The sequence below is a fragment of the Streptomyces sp. NPDC127190 genome (assembly GCF_042672505.1).
Taxonomy (GTDB): Bacteria; Actinomycetota; Actinomycetes; order Streptomycetales; family Streptomycetaceae; genus Streptomyces.
Genome location: NZ_JBHXVE010000026.1, coordinates 41,305 through 57,866 on the forward strand (window position 1 = coordinate 41,305; position 16,562 = coordinate 57,866).

General features: G+C 72.3%; 13 protein-coding genes and 1 pseudogene. 9 read left to right on the forward strand and 5 right to left on the reverse strand.

What is annotated here, in order from left to right; genetic code table 11:
- Positions 1 to 435 precede the first annotated feature (435 nt).
- A complete protein-coding gene (locus ACFVIU_RS30870; protein ID WP_385846526.1) occupies positions 436 to 1,131 on the forward strand; it encodes a transglycosylase family protein in 696 nt (231 codons plus the stop codon).
- Between the two features lie 396 nt (positions 1,132 to 1,527).
- Positions 1,528 to 1,743 carry an I78 family peptidase inhibitor gene (locus tag ACFVIU_RS30875; RefSeq protein WP_385846527.1) on the forward strand — a complete coding sequence of 72 codons (216 nt, stop codon included), beginning with the start codon at positions 1,528 to 1,530 and terminating at the stop codon, positions 1,741 to 1,743.
- 92 nt (positions 1,744 to 1,835) lie between these two features.
- Here the strand turns inward: ACFVIU_RS30875 and ACFVIU_RS30880 are convergent, their stop codons facing one another.
- Entirely contained in the window at positions 1,836 to 2,861 is a 1,026-nt protein-coding gene (locus ACFVIU_RS30880) for a phosphatase PAP2 family protein (RefSeq protein WP_385846529.1), read from the reverse strand.
- Between the two features lie 238 nt (positions 2,862 to 3,099).
- The gene (locus ACFVIU_RS30885) at positions 3,100 to 4,284 is read right to left on the reverse strand and encodes a mannosyltransferase family protein (RefSeq protein WP_385846530.1); all 1,185 of its coding nucleotides are present in this window, start codon (positions 4,282 to 4,284) and stop codon (positions 3,100 to 3,102) included.
- 265 nt (positions 4,285 to 4,549) lie between these two features.
- On the opposite strand from ACFVIU_RS30885, the gene ACFVIU_RS30890 reads away from it, so the two are divergent.
- Positions 4,550 to 6,196 carry an MFS transporter gene (locus tag ACFVIU_RS30890; RefSeq protein WP_385846532.1) on the forward strand — a complete coding sequence of 549 codons (1,647 nt, stop codon included), beginning with the start codon at positions 4,550 to 4,552 and terminating at the stop codon, positions 6,194 to 6,196.
- Between the two features lie 93 nt (positions 6,197 to 6,289).
- Positions 6,290 to 7,480: an acyl-CoA dehydrogenase family protein gene (locus ACFVIU_RS30895; protein ID WP_385846533.1), complete on the forward strand. Its 1,191-nt coding sequence runs from the start codon at positions 6,290 to 6,292 to the stop codon at positions 7,478 to 7,480.
- 37 nt (positions 7,481 to 7,517) lie between these two features.
- Here the strand turns inward: ACFVIU_RS30895 and ACFVIU_RS30900 are convergent, their stop codons facing one another.
- Entirely contained in the window at positions 7,518 to 7,961 is a 444-nt protein-coding gene (locus tag ACFVIU_RS30900; RefSeq protein ID WP_385846534.1) for a cell division protein SepF, read from the reverse strand.
- Positions 7,962 to 8,227: 266 nt separating this feature from the next.
- Between ACFVIU_RS30900 and ACFVIU_RS30905 the strand changes: the two genes are divergently transcribed.
- The gene (locus ACFVIU_RS30905; protein WP_385846535.1) at positions 8,228 to 9,316 is read left to right on the forward strand and encodes a DUF5685 family protein; all 1,089 of its coding nucleotides are present in this window, start codon (positions 8,228 to 8,230) and stop codon (positions 9,314 to 9,316) included.
- Between the two features lie 29 nt (positions 9,317 to 9,345).
- Here the strand turns inward: ACFVIU_RS30905 and ACFVIU_RS30910 are convergent, their stop codons facing one another.
- Positions 9,346 to 9,594: a hypothetical protein gene (locus ACFVIU_RS30910; RefSeq protein WP_385846536.1), complete on the reverse strand. Its 249-nt coding sequence runs from the start codon at positions 9,592 to 9,594 to the stop codon at positions 9,346 to 9,348.
- Between ACFVIU_RS30910 and ACFVIU_RS30915 the strand changes: the two genes are divergently transcribed.
- Positions 9,595 to 10,272, forward strand: a complete 678-nt coding sequence (locus ACFVIU_RS30915; protein WP_385846537.1) for a teichoic acid biosynthesis protein C — start codon at positions 9,595 to 9,597, stop codon at positions 10,270 to 10,272.
- Positions 10,273 to 10,565: 293 nt separating this feature from the next.
- A complete protein-coding gene (locus ACFVIU_RS30920) occupies positions 10,566 to 11,465 on the forward strand; it encodes a S1 family peptidase (RefSeq protein WP_385846538.1) in 900 nt (299 codons plus the stop codon).
- Here the strand turns inward: ACFVIU_RS30920 and ACFVIU_RS30925 are convergent.
- Complete coding sequence (locus tag ACFVIU_RS30925) at positions 11,444 to 12,586, reverse strand: DUF3533 domain-containing protein (RefSeq protein ID WP_385846539.1); 1,143 nt, start codon at positions 12,584 to 12,586, stop codon at positions 11,444 to 11,446. The genes ACFVIU_RS30920 and ACFVIU_RS30925 overlap by 22 nt on opposite strands.
- A 130-nt stretch (positions 12,587 to 12,716) precedes the next feature.
- Here ACFVIU_RS30925 and ACFVIU_RS30930 point away from each other — a divergent pair, with 130 nt between their 5' ends.
- Positions 12,717 to 16,133: a DNA polymerase III subunit alpha gene (locus ACFVIU_RS30930; protein WP_385846540.1), complete on the forward strand. Its 3,417-nt coding sequence runs from the start codon at positions 12,717 to 12,719 to the stop codon at positions 16,131 to 16,133.
- Positions 16,130 to 16,562 (forward strand): annotated as a pseudogene (locus ACFVIU_RS30935) (hypothetical protein); the annotation flags it as partial. The gene ACFVIU_RS30930 and the pseudogene ACFVIU_RS30935, both read left to right, overlap by 4 nt.

A 16,562-nucleotide genomic window follows, 5' to 3' on the forward strand; every position in this document is an offset into this window, starting at 1 on the left:
CACGCTCGACACGGATCGGGTTCCCCTCAGCCCTCGCCGGTGATCGCTGTAGGTAAGAGTTTCGGTACACGGCGTCAACTCTTTGTGTCGTCAAGGAACTTGAACGGGTGAAGTGGGTCACAGGCGGCTTCGGCGAGTGGTCGACAAATCATAAAAAGAGGGGATGAAGTGGGTGGCCGAAAATCGCCGATACCCGCGGTAACGCCCAACTGGCCTGGACGGACGGGGTGTTGGTTGATGACAGCCGCTCAACCTCCCTACATTCCTCCGCCGTGTGCAACGAGCACCGCTCGGGTACGTCCGCCGGCCGGCACCAGGCAGAGCACGACCGCCAGGTACGGCCGCGGTGGACGGGGCGGGCGCGGCGAACCACGGTCATGCGTGGCAAGGCGCGCTCCGCCTGGGGGGAACCCGGGTTCGTGGAGAGGGAATTACATGTCCGAGTGTGCCGATACCACCCGTAGCACCGCCCGCGTCGAGGGCGCCCGCAAGGGCCGTACGACGGCCGCGCTCGCCGGAGCCGCGCTGCTGGCCCCGCTGGGGCTGCTGGCCGCGACCGGCAACGCCGCCGCGGCGGACAACGGGGTGTGGGACCGCATCGCCCAGTGCGAGAGCGGCGGCAACTGGCACATCAACACCGGCAACGGCTACTACGGCGGGCTCCAGTTCTCCGCCGGCACCTGGCGCGCGTACGGCGGCACCGCCTACGCCCCGACGGCCGACCAGGCCTCGAGAAGCGCGCAGATCGCCGTCGCCACCAGGGTCCAGCAGTCCCAGGGCTGGGGCGCCTGGCCGGTCTGCTCCGGCCGCGCCGGTGCCTCCGGCGCCGCCCCGGCGGCCGAGACCACCGGTTCCTCCGGTACGGCCACCACCCACCACTCGGCCCCGCGGCAGAGCGTGCCGACGAAGTCCCACGCCCAGGAACACACCTGGCGCGCGGCACCCGAACGCCCGTCCGGGCACATCAACCGCGGCGCGTCCCGCGGCGACTACACGGTCCGCGAGGGCGACACGCTGAGCGCCATCGCCGCCCGGCACGGCACCAGCTGGCAGCGCCTCTACGCCGCCAACAGGGCCGTCATCGGGGACGACCCGAACCTGATCGTGCCCGGCCAGCGCCTGGCCCTCTGACCGGCCGACGCGCCCCGCGCCCCGCGCCCCGCCCGCACCGGCGGCGCGCGGGGCGCGTGCGCGTTCGGCGGCCGCCGCCCGTGTGCTCGATCCGTGAATTTCCTATGCGGTGTCAGCTCGCCCGGCAGAGGAGCGGATTGCGCGGGGAATCACGCCGCGGAGCCCGTCCGAACCATGCCCGTGCGGCTTTCCGCGGGCCAATTCGGGACGGCTCCGGGGCAGGCGTGAATTCGGCTGGATTGCGCCGGTGGGCGGTACGGAAACCCTCGTACGTGTGACGGAGTTCGGCGGAAACGCGTGTCGGCAAGCTGTGACACAAGTGTGACGGGTTTCTGATGCTCCTCTTACTCGCGGGCTCGGCTTCCGCCACCGCCGGTCGCGGCCTAGGTTGGCGGTATGGCATCGATTCCCACTCCGTCCGCGGAGCCCCAGGACAGTCCCGACGGGTACGTCGGCCTCGACGCCGGAGAGGCGGAGCGGCTCGCCCGGGAGCGGGGGTGGTCGACGGTGCGGGCGCTGGCGCCGGGCACGGTCATCACCCTGGAGTACCGGGTGGGGCGGCTGAACTTCGAGGTGCGGGAGGGGCTGGTGGTGCGGGCCTGGAAGGGCTGAGCGGGCTTCTCGCGCAGTTCCCCGCGCCCCTGGGGGGCGCGGGGTGCGGTGTGTGCGTACCGGACTGCGCTGCTGCGGCCGTCAGGCCGCCGTCACGGGCGGGCCGGCTGGGTGGTGCCGCGGGGGTGGCGGTCGGCGTGCGGCGGGCGGCGGCTGCCCACCGGGGTGACCGGGGTGCGCTCCGCACGGCTGGTGTGCGGGCCGGGGGCCAGATGCGCCAGGCCACGCGAGGCCCTGGTGGTGGAGACCGGCTCGCGGGCCGGCGCCGGCTGCTCGGCGGGGGTGGCGCGCGGCTTGACCACCACCGGGGTGACCGGGACGACCGGTTCGGGGGCGGGACGGCGGAGCCGGGCGCGGATCCGGTCGCGGATCTGGTCGCGCACGAAGAAGACGAACCGCTCCACCATGGAGATCAGCGGCTCCAGCCAGGGCAGCGCGAGCAGGATCAGCAGACCCGCGGCCCAGCCGAGGAGCACGTCGCTCAGCCAGTGCGTACCGAGGTAGACGGTGGTGAGGCCGACGCCGAGCGCGGTGACCGCGGACAGTGCCGACAGCCAGCGGCGGGCGCGCGGGGTGGAGGCCAGATACGCCAGGATGCCCCAGGTCACCACCGCGTTGGCGGTGTGGCCGCTGGGGAATATATCGCCGCCCATGCCCATCTCGTTCGAGCCGATGACGGTCGCGTAGTGCGGACCGAGCCGCCCCATCCCGTACTTGGCGGCGCCGACCGTCATGTTCAGCAGCAGCAGCGAGGCGGCCAGGCTCAGCAGCGGGCGGAGCGTGTGCTGCCGCCAGGAGCGCCAGCCGAGCCAGGCCGCGACCATCACGGCGGTCGGGCCGCGCTGGCCGAGCACCACGTAGTAGTCGAGGAAGGCGTGGATCTGCGGCCACTGCTGGTACGGCCGGAAGAACATGACCTGCCAGTCGAGCCGGACCAGCCAGGAGGTGGTCACCACGGCCCAGATGATCGCCAGGTAGAACGCCAGGGTCGCCGAGAACAGCACGACCCGGTGCCGGCTCATCCTCGGCACATCGATGTGGGCCGGTCGTTCCGGCTCACGGTCGAGTCTGGCGAACACCCGGTCCAGACGCCGGGTGAGGTTTCGTTCGGTACGCACCCAATCGACGTTACAGCGAGTGAGCTGTGTTCCCGGACGAAACAGCGGCTTTGTGATGACGATGTGATGTGGGAAACCTCTCAAGGGTGCGGAGAATTCCCTGGATTCCGTAATCCGGTGAGCTGGTCGGCCGCAATTCCTTTGATCATGCCGGGTGTTGTTTATATCGCGCTTATGAATGCGTTAACCGGATCCTGGTGCGCAATTCTCCGCGGTGTCATCGGGCCCACAAAGTGGATCATGGTGGGCCGGAGCCGTTCAGCCAGAACGCCCCGTAGGCCGCCGTCGCCACCGCCAACCCCCCGATGACCAGGGCGGATCGGGAGGTGCGCAGCCGGGCGAGGGCCTCGGCGAGCGGCAGCAGCACCGGGAAGGCCGGCATCAGCAGCCGGGGCTTGGAGCCGAAGTAGCTCGACGCGCACAGGGCGAGGACGAGCACCACACCCGTGTACACGAGCAGTGCGACGGGCTGCCGCCGGCGTACGCCGGTGAGGTACAGCCAGAGCAGCAGGGCCACGCCGATGATCAGGCCGGCGCCGGCGAGCGCGGCCGGAAAGGACGTGAGCTTGGCGGCCAGGAAGCGGGCGAAGGCGTAACCGCCGTCGAAGCCGTTGCGCCAGCCGGCCTGGACGTCCAGATATCCGAGCGGTCCCTTGCCGGTGTGCTGTCCGACCCACAGCACATATCCGGCGGCCCCGAGCGGGGCGATCAGCATGCCGAGCGCCCGGCGCCATCGTGGGGCGTGGGCACCGTCGTACGCGCCCGGCGTGCGCTCCGCGCTTCGCTCGTGCACGAACGAGACGGCACCCGCCGCCCACACGGCCGCGACCACCGCCAGGCCCACCGGCCGGGTCAGCCCCGCCAGGGCCGCCAGCACACCGGCGCTCAGCCAGCGTCCGGTCAGCACCGCGTACAGCGCCCACGCCGCCAGCGCCGTGAACAGTGACTCGCTGTACGCCATCGACTGCACGATCCCGACCGGCAGCACCGCCCACAGCAGGACGGCGCAGACCCCCACCCGGGAGCCGTACACCCGCTCGGCGACCGCGAAGATCCCCGCCGCCGCGGCCAGCGACGCGAGCAGGCTGACGGTGAAGCCGGCGTCCGCGTACGACACCGGCGCCACCGCGTGCCCCAGCCGCTCCAGCCAGGGCAGCAGCGGGAAGAACGCCAGGTCGGAGTGGACGTCCCCGTTCGGCAGCCGCACCTGGTAGCCGTAGCCCAGCTGGGCGACCCGCACGTACCAGAGCGAGTCCCAGCGCGCGGTCAGCAGCGTGTACGCGCTCTTGCCGCGCGCGGCGCTCCAGACCGCCAGCACGAGCACCCCCAGGGCGCGGACCGCCGCATAGCCCAGGAGGGCGGGGAGGGCCCGGCGCGGCAGGGGGGCGCGGGGCGGGACCACGCGCGTTTCAAGATCGGTCACGGACTCGATTATCGACCGGGCCGGGGACCGGACCGGTCGCCGGGTCCTGGTCAAGAGGGGTGGGTGTGGCGTACGCCACACGGGTTCCGTCGCGCGTGTGAGAGGTCCACCACGTGAACGCGCGGCGAACTCGCGTACGCTGACGAGTCACCCGCGAGGGTTCACGTGGGCCGGAGACACCGCACCGCTCCTCTCCGGCCGTACGGCAGGGAGTCCCCACCCCGCCGTCCGCCCCACGCGCGGGGAGCATCTGGGAGGTACGTACATGTCCGGGACGACCACGGCCGCCGTCCGGCGGCATCGTCGGGCGGCCGGGGCCGGTGCCAACCGCTGGGTCGTCCTCGTCGTCCTCTGTGTCAGCCTGCTGCTCGTCGCGCTGGACGCGACCGTGCTGCACGTGGCGGTCCCCGCCGTCAGCGAGGACCTCAGGCCCGGCGCCATAGAACTGCTCTGGATCGTCGACGTCTACCCGCTGGTCTGCGCCTCGCTGCTGATCCTCTTCGGCACTCTCGGCGACCGGGTCGGGCGCAGACGGATCCTGCTGCTCGGGTACGCCCTCTTCGGCGTCGCCTCCGCCGTGGCCGCGTTCGCGCCCTCGGCCGAGACCCTGATCCTGGCCCGCGCGCTGCTCGGCGTCGGCGGCGCGATGATCATGCCCGCGACCCTGTCCATCCTCCGCCAGGTCTTCCCCGACCGGCGCGAGCGCGCGCTCGCCATCGGCATCTGGAGCGCGGTGGCCGCCGTCGGCGCGGCCGTGGGCCCGCTGCTCGGCGGGTTCCTCGTCGAACACTTCTGGTGGGGCTCGGTCTTCCTGGTCAACATCCCGCTGATGCTGGTCAGCCTGCCGGTCGGCCGGATCCTGCTGCCCGAGTCCCGCGGTGACGGCGCCGGTCCCTGGGACGTGACCGGCGCGCTGATGGCGGCGGCCGGCCTCTTCGGTGTCGTCCTCGGCGTGAAGCGGCTGGGCGGCGGCGAGGCCGTGGCAGGCCCGTTCACCGTGCTGCCCCTGCTCGTCGGCGCGGCCCTCCTGGTGCTCTTCGTGCGCCGGCAGCGCCGGCTGCCGCACCCCCTGGTGGACCTGCGGATGTTCGGCCGGCCGGCGTTCAGCACCTCGGTGGGCTGCATCGTGCTGGCGATGCTCGCGCTGGTCGGCCTGGAGCTGATCGCCGCCCAGTATCTGCAACTGGTGCTCGGGTTGTCCCCGCTGCGGACGGGCCTCAGGCTGCTGCCGCTGACCGTCGCCGCGATGGCGGCCGGTCTCGCGGGGGCGCGGATGCTGCGCCGCTTCGGGCCGCGCCGGATGGTCAGCCTCGGCTTCTGTCTGACGGCCGCCGCGGTGCTGACCCTGACCGCGATGGGCGGCACCGACAACGCGCCGCTGCTGCTGTCCGCCTTCGTGCTGCTCGGCTTCGGCCTGGAGACCACGCTCTTCGGCGCCTACGAGTCGATGCTCAGCGAGTCCCCGGCCGACCAGGCCGGCGGCGCGGCGGCGGTCGGCGAGACGTCGTACCAGCTCGGCGCCGGTATCGGCATCGCGCTGCTGGGCAGCGTGATGAACGCGGCCTACGCGCCCGGCCTGCGGTCGGTGCCCGGGGTGCCTCCGCACGCCTCGGCCGCGGCCGGGCACTCGCTCGGCGAGGCCTACGACATCGCCGGACGCCTCGGCGGGTCCACCGGGGCCGCGCTGCACCGGGCGGCCCGCGACTCCTTCGTGCACGGGCTGCATGTGACGCTGCTGGTGAGCGCGGGACTGCTGCTGCTCGGCGCGGTGCTCGCACTGCGGCTGCCGCGGGTCATGCAGTGCGCGGAACCGGAGCAGGAGCAGCCGGCCGTGGTGGAGCTGCCCGCGCCGCGGGACATGGCGCCCGCCCGGGTGGAGTCCTCCCGGGTGGAGTCCCGGGTCTCGGTCTGACGGCCGGTGTACTGGACGTGCGGGACACTGCACCGTAACGTCGGCGGCACAATGTAACTAGCGCTGCTAGTTTATCGTGCCGGAGGGTGCCCCATGTCCGCGTCCGCGAAGTTGCCCCCCTTCGATCCCGCCGACCCGCTCGGGATCGACGACCTCCTCGAACCGGAGGATCTGGCGATCCGGGACACGGTCCGCGACTGGGCGGCCGACCGGGTGCTGCCGTACGTCGCCGACTGGTACGAGCGGGGCGAGCTGCCCGTGATCCGGGACCTCGCCCGCGAACTCGGCTCCATCGGCGCCCTCGGCATGTCCCTCACCGGGTACGGCTGCGCGGGCGCCAGCGCTGTCCAGTACGGCCTCGCCTGCCTGGAGCTGGAGGCCGCCGACTCCGGCATCCGCTCCCTGGTCTCCGTCCAGGGCTCGCTCGCGATGTACGCGATCCACCGCTTCGGCAGCGAGGAGCAGAAGCAGCAGTGGCTGCCGCGCATGGCCGCCGGCGAGGTGATCGGCTGCTTCGGGCTGACCGAGCCCGACCACGGCTCCGACCCCGCCTCGATGCGCACCCACGCCAAGCGCGACGGCGACGACTGGGTGCTCAACGGCCGCAAGATGTGGATCACCAACGGATCGGTCGCCGGGGTGGCCGTCGTCTGGGCGCAGACCGAGGAGGGCATTCGCGGGTTCGTCGTACCGACCGACAGTCCGGGCTTCTCGGCGCCCGAGATCAAGCACAAGTGGTCCCTGCGCGCCTCCGTCACCAGTGAACTCGTCCTCGACGGCGTCCGGCTGCCCGGCACCGCCGTGCTCCCCGAGGGCGCCGGTCTGCGCGGGCCGCTCAGCTGTCTGTCGCACGCCCGCTACGGCATCGTCTGGGGAGCGATGGGTGCCGCGCGCAGCTCCTTCGAGGCGGCCGTGGAGTACGCGAAGACCCGGGAGCAGTTCGGGCGGCCCATCGGCGGCTTCCAGCTCACCCAGGCCAAGCTCGCCGACATGGCGGTCGAACTGCACAAGGGGATCCTGCTCGCCCATCATCTGGGGCGGCGGATGGACGCCGGCCGCCTGCGTCCCGAGCAGGTCAGCTTCGGCAAGCTCAACAACGTCCGCGAGGCGATCGAGATCTGCCGTACCGCGCGGACCATCCTCGGTGCCAACGGGATCTCCCTCGAATACCCCGTGATGCGGCACGCGACCAATCTGGAGTCGGTGCTCACCTACGAGGGCACCGTCGAGATGCACCAGCTCGTGCTGGGCAAGGCGCTCACCGGGCTCGACGCCTTCCGGTGAGCCCCCGGGTGGGGCAGGGCCGGGATGCGGCCCTGCCTCAGCTCTGGTTGAAGAAGCCGTCGGAGCGGTGTGCCGAAGCCTCACCGCTGATGATCTCCGTGTCGGCCGGGGTCAGCAGGAACACCCGGTTCGACACCCGGTCGATGGAGCCGCGCAGGCCGAAGATGAGCCCCGCCGCGAAGTCCACGACCCGCTTGGCGTCGCCCGGCTCCATGTTGGTCAGGTTCATGATGACCGGGACCCCGTCCCGGAACAGCTCACCGATCGCCCGGGCGTCCCGGAAGCTGTCCGGGGTGACCGTCGCGATCCGGCGGCCCTTGTCCTCGGCCGTGTCCGTGGCCACCTTCACCCGGGGGTCCGTGACCCAGGCGTCCTGGGACCCGGACTCGGTGCCCTCGGAGTAGTCGTCGTCGTAGTAGCGCTCGTCATCGTTGTCGTCGACGAGGCCGAGCCACGCACTCGCCTTGCGTACCGATCCCATGGACGCCTCCTCTCACAGCGGTCTTTCTTGCTTTCCGCACCCCTATGGTCATCCATGATGCGGACGGCGCGCCAAGTGGATAGACGCCGCGCGGGGGGTTTGTGACGGTACTGGTGCACAGCGGATCCGTCGAGAGTCCTTGTGCCCCAAGGGGCGCGACCCATACGGCTGCTGACTGTGAGTGAAATATGATCGTCGACGGCGGACGGGTGATGCACGGTGCGTACGGGTGAATGTCAACATCGTGCCGGATACGGGGGATCGGTGTGTTCGGAATAGTCAGACCTTGCGCTCATCGGCTCGGTGAGCGCCTCAAGGCCGAGTGGATGGCGCACTTGTGCGGGCTCTGCCTCGCGCTGCGCCACGACCACGGACAGTTCGCGCGTGTCGCGACCAATTACGACGGGCTGCTCATATCGGTCCTGACGGAGGCTCAGGCCGGCCGCGCCGACGGCGCACGCCGTACGGCCGGACCGTGCGCGCTGCGCGGGATGCGGACCGCGTCCGTCGCACAGGGCGAGGGCGCGCGGCTCGCCGCCGCCGTGTCCCTGGTGCTCGCCGCGGCGAAGGTACGCGACCATGTCGCCGACCGGGACGGGCTGCTGGCCCGCCGGCCCATGGCCGCCGCCGCCCGCCGGGTCGCCGCGGGCTGGGGCCGGGCCGGCGCGCACAGCGGGGCGGCGGTCGGCTTCGACACCGGCGTCCTGGTCGAGGCCGTCGACCGGCAGCTCGGCATCGAGACCCTGGCCGGGCCCGGCACCCCGATCCTGACGGTCACCGAGCCGACCGAGACGGCGACGGCGGCCGCCTTCGCGCACACGGCGGTGCTCGCCGGACGGCCCGGCAACGCCGAGCCGCTCGCGGAGGTGGGGCGGCTCTTCGGGCGCCTCGCGCATCTGCTGGACGCCGTCGAGGACCAGCAGGCCGATGCCGCGGCGGGTGCCTGGAACCCGCTCACCGCCACCGGCACCTCCCGCGCCGAGGCCCGCCGGCTCGCCGACGACGCCCTGCACGGCATCCGGCTCGCGCTTGCGGAGGCCGAGTTCAGCGACGCCCGGCTCGCCCATCTGCTCCTCGCGCACGAGCTGCGGCGCTCGGTGGACCGGGCGTTCGGCCCCCCGGTCCACCAGCCCCCGAAGCCGCGTGGCTTCCTGCCCGGCTGCGGCATGTTCCTGGTGCTGTGCTGCACCTGCCAGATGTGCTGCGCCTCCGAGTACGAGGGCCCCTGGTCCCGGAAGAAGCGGGAAGGGTGCTGCCAGGACTGCGACTGCGACGGCTGTTCCGGCTGCGGCGGTGACTGCAACGGCTGCGGCTGCGACAGCTGCGACTGCTGCTGTCCCTGCGACGGTTGCTGAGCGGGGTCACGGTCTTTCGGTGCGCCGGGTCAGGCGGGGGTGGCGAGCGCCGGATCCGAATGGTGTGCCGCCTCCAGGAATCCGTCCTCGCCGAAGCTGAGCACGGTCTTCGAGGAGTTCATCCGCCACCAGACCTCACCCGCGGCGAACGGCTCGCACTGTTCCAGGGAAACACCCCTCTTCTCCGCGATAGCGGCGATCTCCCCGAGGGTGAGGTTCGGGGTGTTCGGCCCGAGGGCCGGGACGGAGATCTCCGGGCCGTACGGTTCCACGGCCATGTGCCACAGCGTTCCGTCGGCGTCGAGCCCTCCGGCAACAGCGCCTACCTGTACACCGAGACCGACTCCGTGCCCGACAGCCAGAGCACCGGCTACGGCACCACCATCGCCCGGTTCAAGTTCGCCAACGGCGCCGTCCTGCTGCCCACCTCACAGCAGGTCACCCGCTACACCCCGGTCCCCGGCTCCGACCACAACACCGTCGCCATCGACCCCGTCACCAGCCGCATCGCCCACCGCTACCGCGTCAACGGCACCACCTGGAAGTACAGCCTGTACGACCTGGCGGGCTTCAAGGCCGGCACCTTCACCCCGCTGGCCACCCTCACCCAGCCCTCGGTCCTCACCGGCCCGACCTTCCAGGGCTACACCTCGATGGGCCAGTACCTCTACACCATCGACGGCACCGCCTACACCTACGACAGCAGCGGCAACCGCACCAGCAGCAGCAACACCTACGTCACCTCGATCGACTGGAACACCGGCGCCGTCTACGAACGGCGGCTGTCCAACGCCGGCGAAAGCCTCTTCTACCGCGAACCCGAAGGCCTCGCCATCCAGATCCCGGACACCGCCAACCCCTCCGCCGCCCGTCTCTTCCTCGGCTTCGGCTCCGAGGAAAGCACCAGCCAGACCGACAAGAAGGCCAGCTTCTACTACAAGGACCTCCTCGTCTGACCGGGCCGGGTATCCGGAGGGTCGACTTCCGGACATTCCCGGGAGGCGTCGGCGGTGGGAAGACACAGGGGAAATGAGCGGGAGCCGAGCTGATGTCAGGGGTGCCTGCGTAAAGGGGGTTTAAAGTCCAACGGCCGAAAGGCGCTCTTGTGCCTACCGGCCGTTCGGCCGAATACTCCCCCTCAGCGCTTGTCAGGGGCATGGGTGTTCGGAATCCGAGCCGGCTCCTGGCTGCGCCTCACGGGCCCCCGAACCCCACACGGGCCCCCGACTTCCCTTGGAGGGAACGAAAAGTGAGGATCAAGCGCACCACTCCCCGCGGTGGCACCGCAAGACGGACCCGGCTGGTCGCCGTGGCCACCGGTTTCCTGGCCGCCGCGGCGTTCGCCGCCCCCACCGCGAACGCAAGTGACGCCCACACGTTCAGCGCCACCCAGCTCACCAGGGCGAGCGACGCCGTCCGGCAGGCCGACGTACCCGGCACGGCATGGGCGGTGGACAGCACGACCCACCGTGTCGTCGTCACCGTCGACAGCACCGTCTCCCAGGCCGAGATCGCCAAGATCAAGCGGCAGGCGGGCGCCGGTGCCGACGCGCTCACCATCAAGCACACCCCGGGCACGTTCAACAAGCTGATCAGCGGCGGGGACGCCATCTACGGCGGCCAGTACCGGTGCTCGCTCGGCTTCAACGTGCACAGCGGCAGCACCTACTACTTCCTCACCGCCGGGCACTGTGGCCAGGTGGCGTCCACCTGGTACTCCAACTCCGGTCACACCACGGTGCTGGGCACCAACGTCGACTACAGCTTCCCGGGCAACGACTTCGCGCTGGTGCGGTACACCAACAGCTCGATCTCGCACCCGAGTGCGGTGGGCAGCCAGTCCATCACCAGTGCGGCCACGCCCAGCGTGGGGCAGACCGTGTACCGGCGCGGGTCCACCACGGGCACGCACAGCGGGCGGGTCACCGCGCTGAACGCCACCGTCAACTACGGCAGCGGGGACGTCGTCTCCGGGCTGATCCAGACCACCGTCTGCGCCGAGGGCGGGGACAGCGGTGGTCCGCTGTACGCGGGTACGGTCGCCTATGGGCTGACCTCCGGCGGCAGCGGTGACTGCACCTCCGGTGGGACGACGTTCTTCCAGCCGGTCACCGAGGCGCTGAACTACTACGGGGTCACGCTTCCCTGATCGTGTGTTCCGGAGCCCCCGCCGTCGGTCCGACGTGCGGGGGCTCCGTCGTGTCGGCTGCTCGGCGGTGTTTCCGCCGGCCGCTGTGGGCGGACGCTCCCTGTCACGTCCCCTTCCCGCCGTGCGTGGACGACCGCTGCCAGGAGGGTCACCGCGACGCCGGCGACCGCCCATGCCGACAGCACCAGGAGTGCGTCGGTGAGCGCGTTGCCCCGGAAGTAGGCGATCGAGCGGGCCGCCCAGGTGCCCGCGCCCGGCGGCAGCGCCGGGCCGATCGCCTGCCAGAAGGGGGGCAGCAGCGGCAGCGGGAAGGCGCCGCCCGCGCTCGGGTTGCCCAGGATGACGATCAGCAGGATCGCCAGCCCGATGCCGATGATGCCGAAGAGTCCCTGGAGGGCGAGGGTGGCCGCGCCCACCGCGAAGGTGATCAGCGCGCCCAGGCCCCACAGCGCGGCGGTGCCGCCCGGGAGGGCGCCCAGCGCCGGGCCCACGATCAGCGCGCCGCCCAGGCCCCCGACCACCGCCACCAGGGCCATCGCGCCGAGTCTGATGAGCGCGCGGTGCGGGTTGGTGGGGCGGGCGCCGGTGCTGATCGCGAGGATCGAGGCGCACAGATAACCGCCCACGCACCAGCCGACCACCAGGTAGAAGGACGAGAGGCCGTTGAAGTCCGCGGGGGAGGCCGGGGCCACGTCCACGGTGCGCAGGCTTCGGCCCTGGGCGCGTTCCAGAGCGGTGGTGAGGGTCTTGAGGGAGGTGGCCAGGGCCGTGCCGCCGCCCGTCGCGACCAGCAGGGTGTCCGTGGTGCCCGTGGGGTCGACCAGCAGGGCGCCGTCGATGTCCCGGTGCAGGATCCGGTGGCGGGCCGTCGCCTCGTCCGGGAGGGCGCGGGGGTCCAGGGGGCTGCCGGGCAGCTGCTTCAGGCTCGCTGTCGTCCGGGCCGGCTGGGGGGACACCACGCCGAAGGGGATGTCCGTGGGCTTGGGGTGGTGCAGGGCGCCCACGTAGGAGGTGATGAAGAGCAGCTGGAGCGCGATCACCCCGATCACGAGCAGGGTGGCCCGCGGGGTCACGGCGTCCTTCAGTTCGGCCAGGAAGGCGGAGCGGGGCGGCTGTGTCATGTCCTCACGGTCCGGGCGGACGGGCGTTTGCGCAGGTGGGACGGGGCTGGACGGGTGTCGTACAGGTGTTCGGAAATGGGGGTATGGTGGGAGGGTGAACTGATGTTCGAGAGTGGTTCGGGAGGTGGGTGTGCCGGGCTTCGCGCATCTGCACACCGTCTCCGGGTTCTCCGTGCGGTACGGGGCGTCCCATCCGGAGCGGCTGGTCGAGCGTGCCTCGGAGCGGGGGATGGATGTGCTCGCGCTCACCGACCGGGACACGCTCGCCGGTGCGGTGCGCTTTGCCAAGGCCTGTGCCGGGAGCGGGGTGCGGCCGGTCTTCGGCGTCGATCTCGCGGTGGGGGAGCGTGCGGCCGTACGCCGGCGGGTGCCGGTGCGGGGCGGGGCCTTCGTCGACGAGTCGGCCCCCCGGGCGACCTTTCTCGCCCGGGACGGCGCCCGTGGCTGGGCTGAGCTGTGCCGGCTCGTCACCGCGGCGCACGCGCGGCCGGGCAGCCCGCTGCTGGCCTGGGAGGATCACCGCGGTGAGGGGCTCGTCGTGCTGCTCGGGCCCGGCTCCGACGTGGGCCGCGCCCTCGCGGCGGGGCGGCCCGACCGGGCGGCTGCGCTGCTGACGGCCTGGCGCGAGGTCTACGGGGACGCGGTGCGGCTGGAGGCCGTGTGGCACGGGCGTACCGGGACCGGGCCCGGCTCGCTCCGGCTCGCCGCCCGCACGGTCGGGCTCGCCGCCGAACAGGGGGTGCGGCCGGTGCTCGGCAACGCCGTGCGGTACGCGGATCGCGGGATGGGGGCGGTCGCCGATGTGCTGGATGCCGCGCGGCGGCTGGTGCCGGTCGATCCCCGGGGGGAACTGGATTCGGGCGAGGCCTGGCTGAAGGACGCGTCGGCGATGGCGGAGGTGGCCGAGCGGGTGGTCGAGGCGGCCGGGTACGGCAGGGGTGTCGCCCGGCGGCTGCTGGAGCAGACCCTGGCCACGGCCGAGGAGTGCCGGGTCGATCCCGGGGCGGACCTCGGGATCGGGGCCGTGCACTTCCCCGAGGCGCATCTGGTGGGGGCCGGCCGGCGCTCCGCCCAGCGGGCGCTCGCCTCACGGGCGGTGGCGGGGATGGTGCGGCTCGGGTACGGCGGCCGGCGGGAGTACTGGGAGCGGATGCACCACGAGCTGGACATCATCGCCCACCACGGCTTCGCCTCCTACTTCCTGACGGTCGCTCAGGTGGTGGACGACGTACGGGAGATGGGGATCCGGGTGGCCGCCCGCGGCTCCGGGGCCGGCTCGCTCGTCAACCATCTGCTGGGCATCGCGCACGCCGATCCGGTGGCGCACGGGCTGCTGATGGAGCGCTTCCTGTCCAGGGAACGCGTGGTGCTGCCCGACATCGACATCGATGTGGAGTCCGCGCGGCGGCTCGAGGTGTACCGGGCGATCATCGGGCGGTTCGGCGAGGAGCGGGTCGCCACCGTCGCGATGCCGGAGACCTATCGGGTGCGGCACGCCATCCGGGACGTGGGAGCCGCGCTGTCCATGGACCCGGCCGAGATCGATCGCGTGGCCAAGTCCTTTCCGCACATCCGGGCCCGGGACGCGCGGGCCGCGCTGGCGGAGCTGCCCGAGCTGAGGCGGCTGGCGGGGGAGAAGGAGCGGTTCGGGCGGCTGTGGGAACTGGTCGAGGCGCTGGACGCGCTGCCCCGCGGGGTCGCCATGCACCCGTGCGGGGTGCTGCTCTCCGACGGCTCGCTGCGGGCTCGTACGCCGGTGGTGCCGACCAGCGGTGAGGGCTTTCCGATGTCGCAGTTCGACAAGGAGGACGTGGAGGACCTCGGGCTGCTCAAGCTCGATGTGCTGGGTGTGCGGATGCAGTCGGCGATGGCGCACGCGGTCGCCGAGGTGGAGCGGGCGACGGGGGAGCGGGTCGACCTGGACGCGCTGCCGGAGGGGGACCCGGAGACCTACCGGCTGATCCGGTCCACCGAGACGCTCGGGTGCTTCCAGATCGAGTCGCCGGGGCAGCGGGACCTGGTGGGGCGGCTCCAGCCGAGCACCTTCCACGATCTCGTCGTGGACATCTCGCTGTTCCGGCCCGGGCCCGTCGCCGCGGACATGGTGCGGCCGTTCATCGAGGCGCGGCACGGGCGGGCACCGGTGCGCTATCCGCACCCGGACCTGGAGGAGGCGCTGCGCGGGACGTACGGCGTCGTCGTCTTCCACGAGCAGGTCATCGACATCGTCGCGGTGCTGACCGGATGCGGCCGGGGGGAGGCGGACCAGGTGCGGCGCGGGCTGTCCGATCCGCAGTCGCAGGCGCGGATCAAGGGGTGGTTCGCGCAGCGGGCGGCGGCCCGGGGGTACGACGCGGAGACCGTCCGGCGGACCTGGGAGATCGTGGAGGCCTTCGGGGCGTACGGCTTCTGCAAGGCGCACGCCGTCGCCTTCGCGGTGCCCACGTACCAGTCGGCCTGGCTGAAGGCCCATCATCCGGCCGCCTTCTACGCCGGGCTGCTCACCCATGACCCGGGGATGTATCCGAAGCGGCTGCTGCTGGCGGACGCACGGCGACGCGGGGTGCCGATCCTGCCGCTGGATGTCAATGTCTCCGGGGTCGCCCACCGGATCGAACTGGTGTCCGAGGGAAAGGTGTGGGGGCTGCGGCTCGCCCTCTCCGACGTACACGGCATCAGCGAGGCCGAGGCGAAGCGGATCGCGGAGGGACAGCCGTACTCCTCGCTGCTGGACTTCTGGGAGCGGGCGCGGCCCAGCCGGCCGCTGGCCCAACGGCTGGCGCAGGTGGGCGCGTTGGACGCCTTCGGTGCCAACCGGCGGGATCTGCAACTGCATCTGGCCGAGCTGCACCGGGGCGCCCGGGGCGGCGGCGGGGGACAGCTCCCGCTCGCCGGCGGACGCAGGACCGCGTCGGCGGGGCTGCCCGACCTGACGTCGGCGGAACGGCTCAGCGCCGAGCTGGGTGTGCTGTCCATGGACGCCTCGCGCAATCTGATGGACGACCACCAGGAGTTCCTGAAGGAGCTGGGCGTGGTGTCCGCGCGGCGGCTGCGAGAGGCCCGCAACGGCGAGACCGTGCTGGTCGCGGGCGCCAAGGCGGCCACCCAGACGCCGCCGATCCGGTCCGGCAAGCGGGTCGTCTTCTCCACGCTGGACGACGGCACGGGCCTGGTCGACCTGGCGTTCTTCGACGACTCGCACGACGCGTGCGCCTACACCGTCTTCCACTCGTGGCTGCTGCTGGTGCGGGGCGTGGTGCAGCGGCGCGGGCCGCGCAGCCTGAGCGTGGTGGGGTCCGCCGCCTGGAACCTCGCCGAGCTGGTCGAACTGCGCGCCGAGGGCGGCCTGGACGAGGTGGCGGCGCGGCTCGCGGAGCCCGTGGCGCGGGGGGCGGGCGAGGACCCGACCGGCGGGCGGCGGATCCAGCTGCCCACCGGATACGAGATGCATCCGTGGGCCGATCTGCGCCCCGCGGGACCGGAGGCCGCGCAAGGGCCTGCGGCGATACGGAAGTTGTGGCACCAGAGTCCGGGGAGTGCGGGATGACCATTCTCTGCGTACGTTTCCAGCTGCCGCCGATGTACGAGGCGGCCCTGCCCGGACTGCTCGGGCTGCTGGAGGAGTTCACCCCGGTCGTCGAGGCGCTGCCGCCGGACGGGGCGCTGGCCGATCTCCGGGGCGCCGAGCGGTACTTCGGGCGCAGCGCGGTGGAACTGGCCTCGGTGATCCGGGTGCGCGCGCTCGCACGGTACGGCGTCGACTGTGCGATCGGCGCCGGTCCGGGGCCGATGCTGGCCCGTGTGGCGCTGCGGGACGCCCGGCCCGGGGTGACCTGTGCCGTGCCCGGGGATCCGGCGGGCGCCGCGGAGTTCCTCGCCGGGGGGGGGGGGGGGGGGGGGCGCGCCCGGCGGGGGGGGGTCGCGCCCCGCCCCCCGCCCGGGGAGCTCTGAGCGCCCCGACCGCTGGTGGGGCCAC

What these genes read in the sequence shown, in the direction of transcription:
- ACFVIU_RS30895 (WP_385846533.1), top strand. Translation starts at nt 6,290, where the DNA reads ATGTCCGCGTCCGCGAAGTTGCCCCCCTTCGATCCCGCCGACCCGCTC.
- ACFVIU_RS30890 (WP_385846532.1), top strand. Translation starts at nt 4,550, where the DNA reads ATGTCCGGGACGACCACGGCCGCCGTCCGGCGGCATCGTCGGGCGGCC.
- ACFVIU_RS30875 (WP_385846527.1), top strand. Translation starts at nt 1,528, where the DNA reads ATGGCATCGATTCCCACTCCGTCCGCGGAGCCCCAGGACAGTCCCGAC.
- ACFVIU_RS30900 (WP_385846534.1), bottom strand. Translation starts at nt 7,961, where the DNA reads ATGGGATCGGTACGCAAGGCGAGTGCGTGGCTCGGCCTCGTCGACGAC.
- ACFVIU_RS30910 (WP_385846536.1), bottom strand. Translation starts at nt 9,594, where the DNA reads ATGGCCGTGGAACCGTACGGCCCGGAGATCTCCGTCCCGGCCCTCGGG.
- ACFVIU_RS30870 (WP_385846526.1), top strand. Translation starts at nt 436, where the DNA reads ATGTCCGAGTGTGCCGATACCACCCGTAGCACCGCCCGCGTCGAGGGC.
- ACFVIU_RS30925 (WP_385846539.1), bottom strand. Translation starts at nt 12,586, where the DNA reads ATGACACAGCCGCCCCGCTCCGCCTTCCTGGCCGAACTGAAGGACGCC.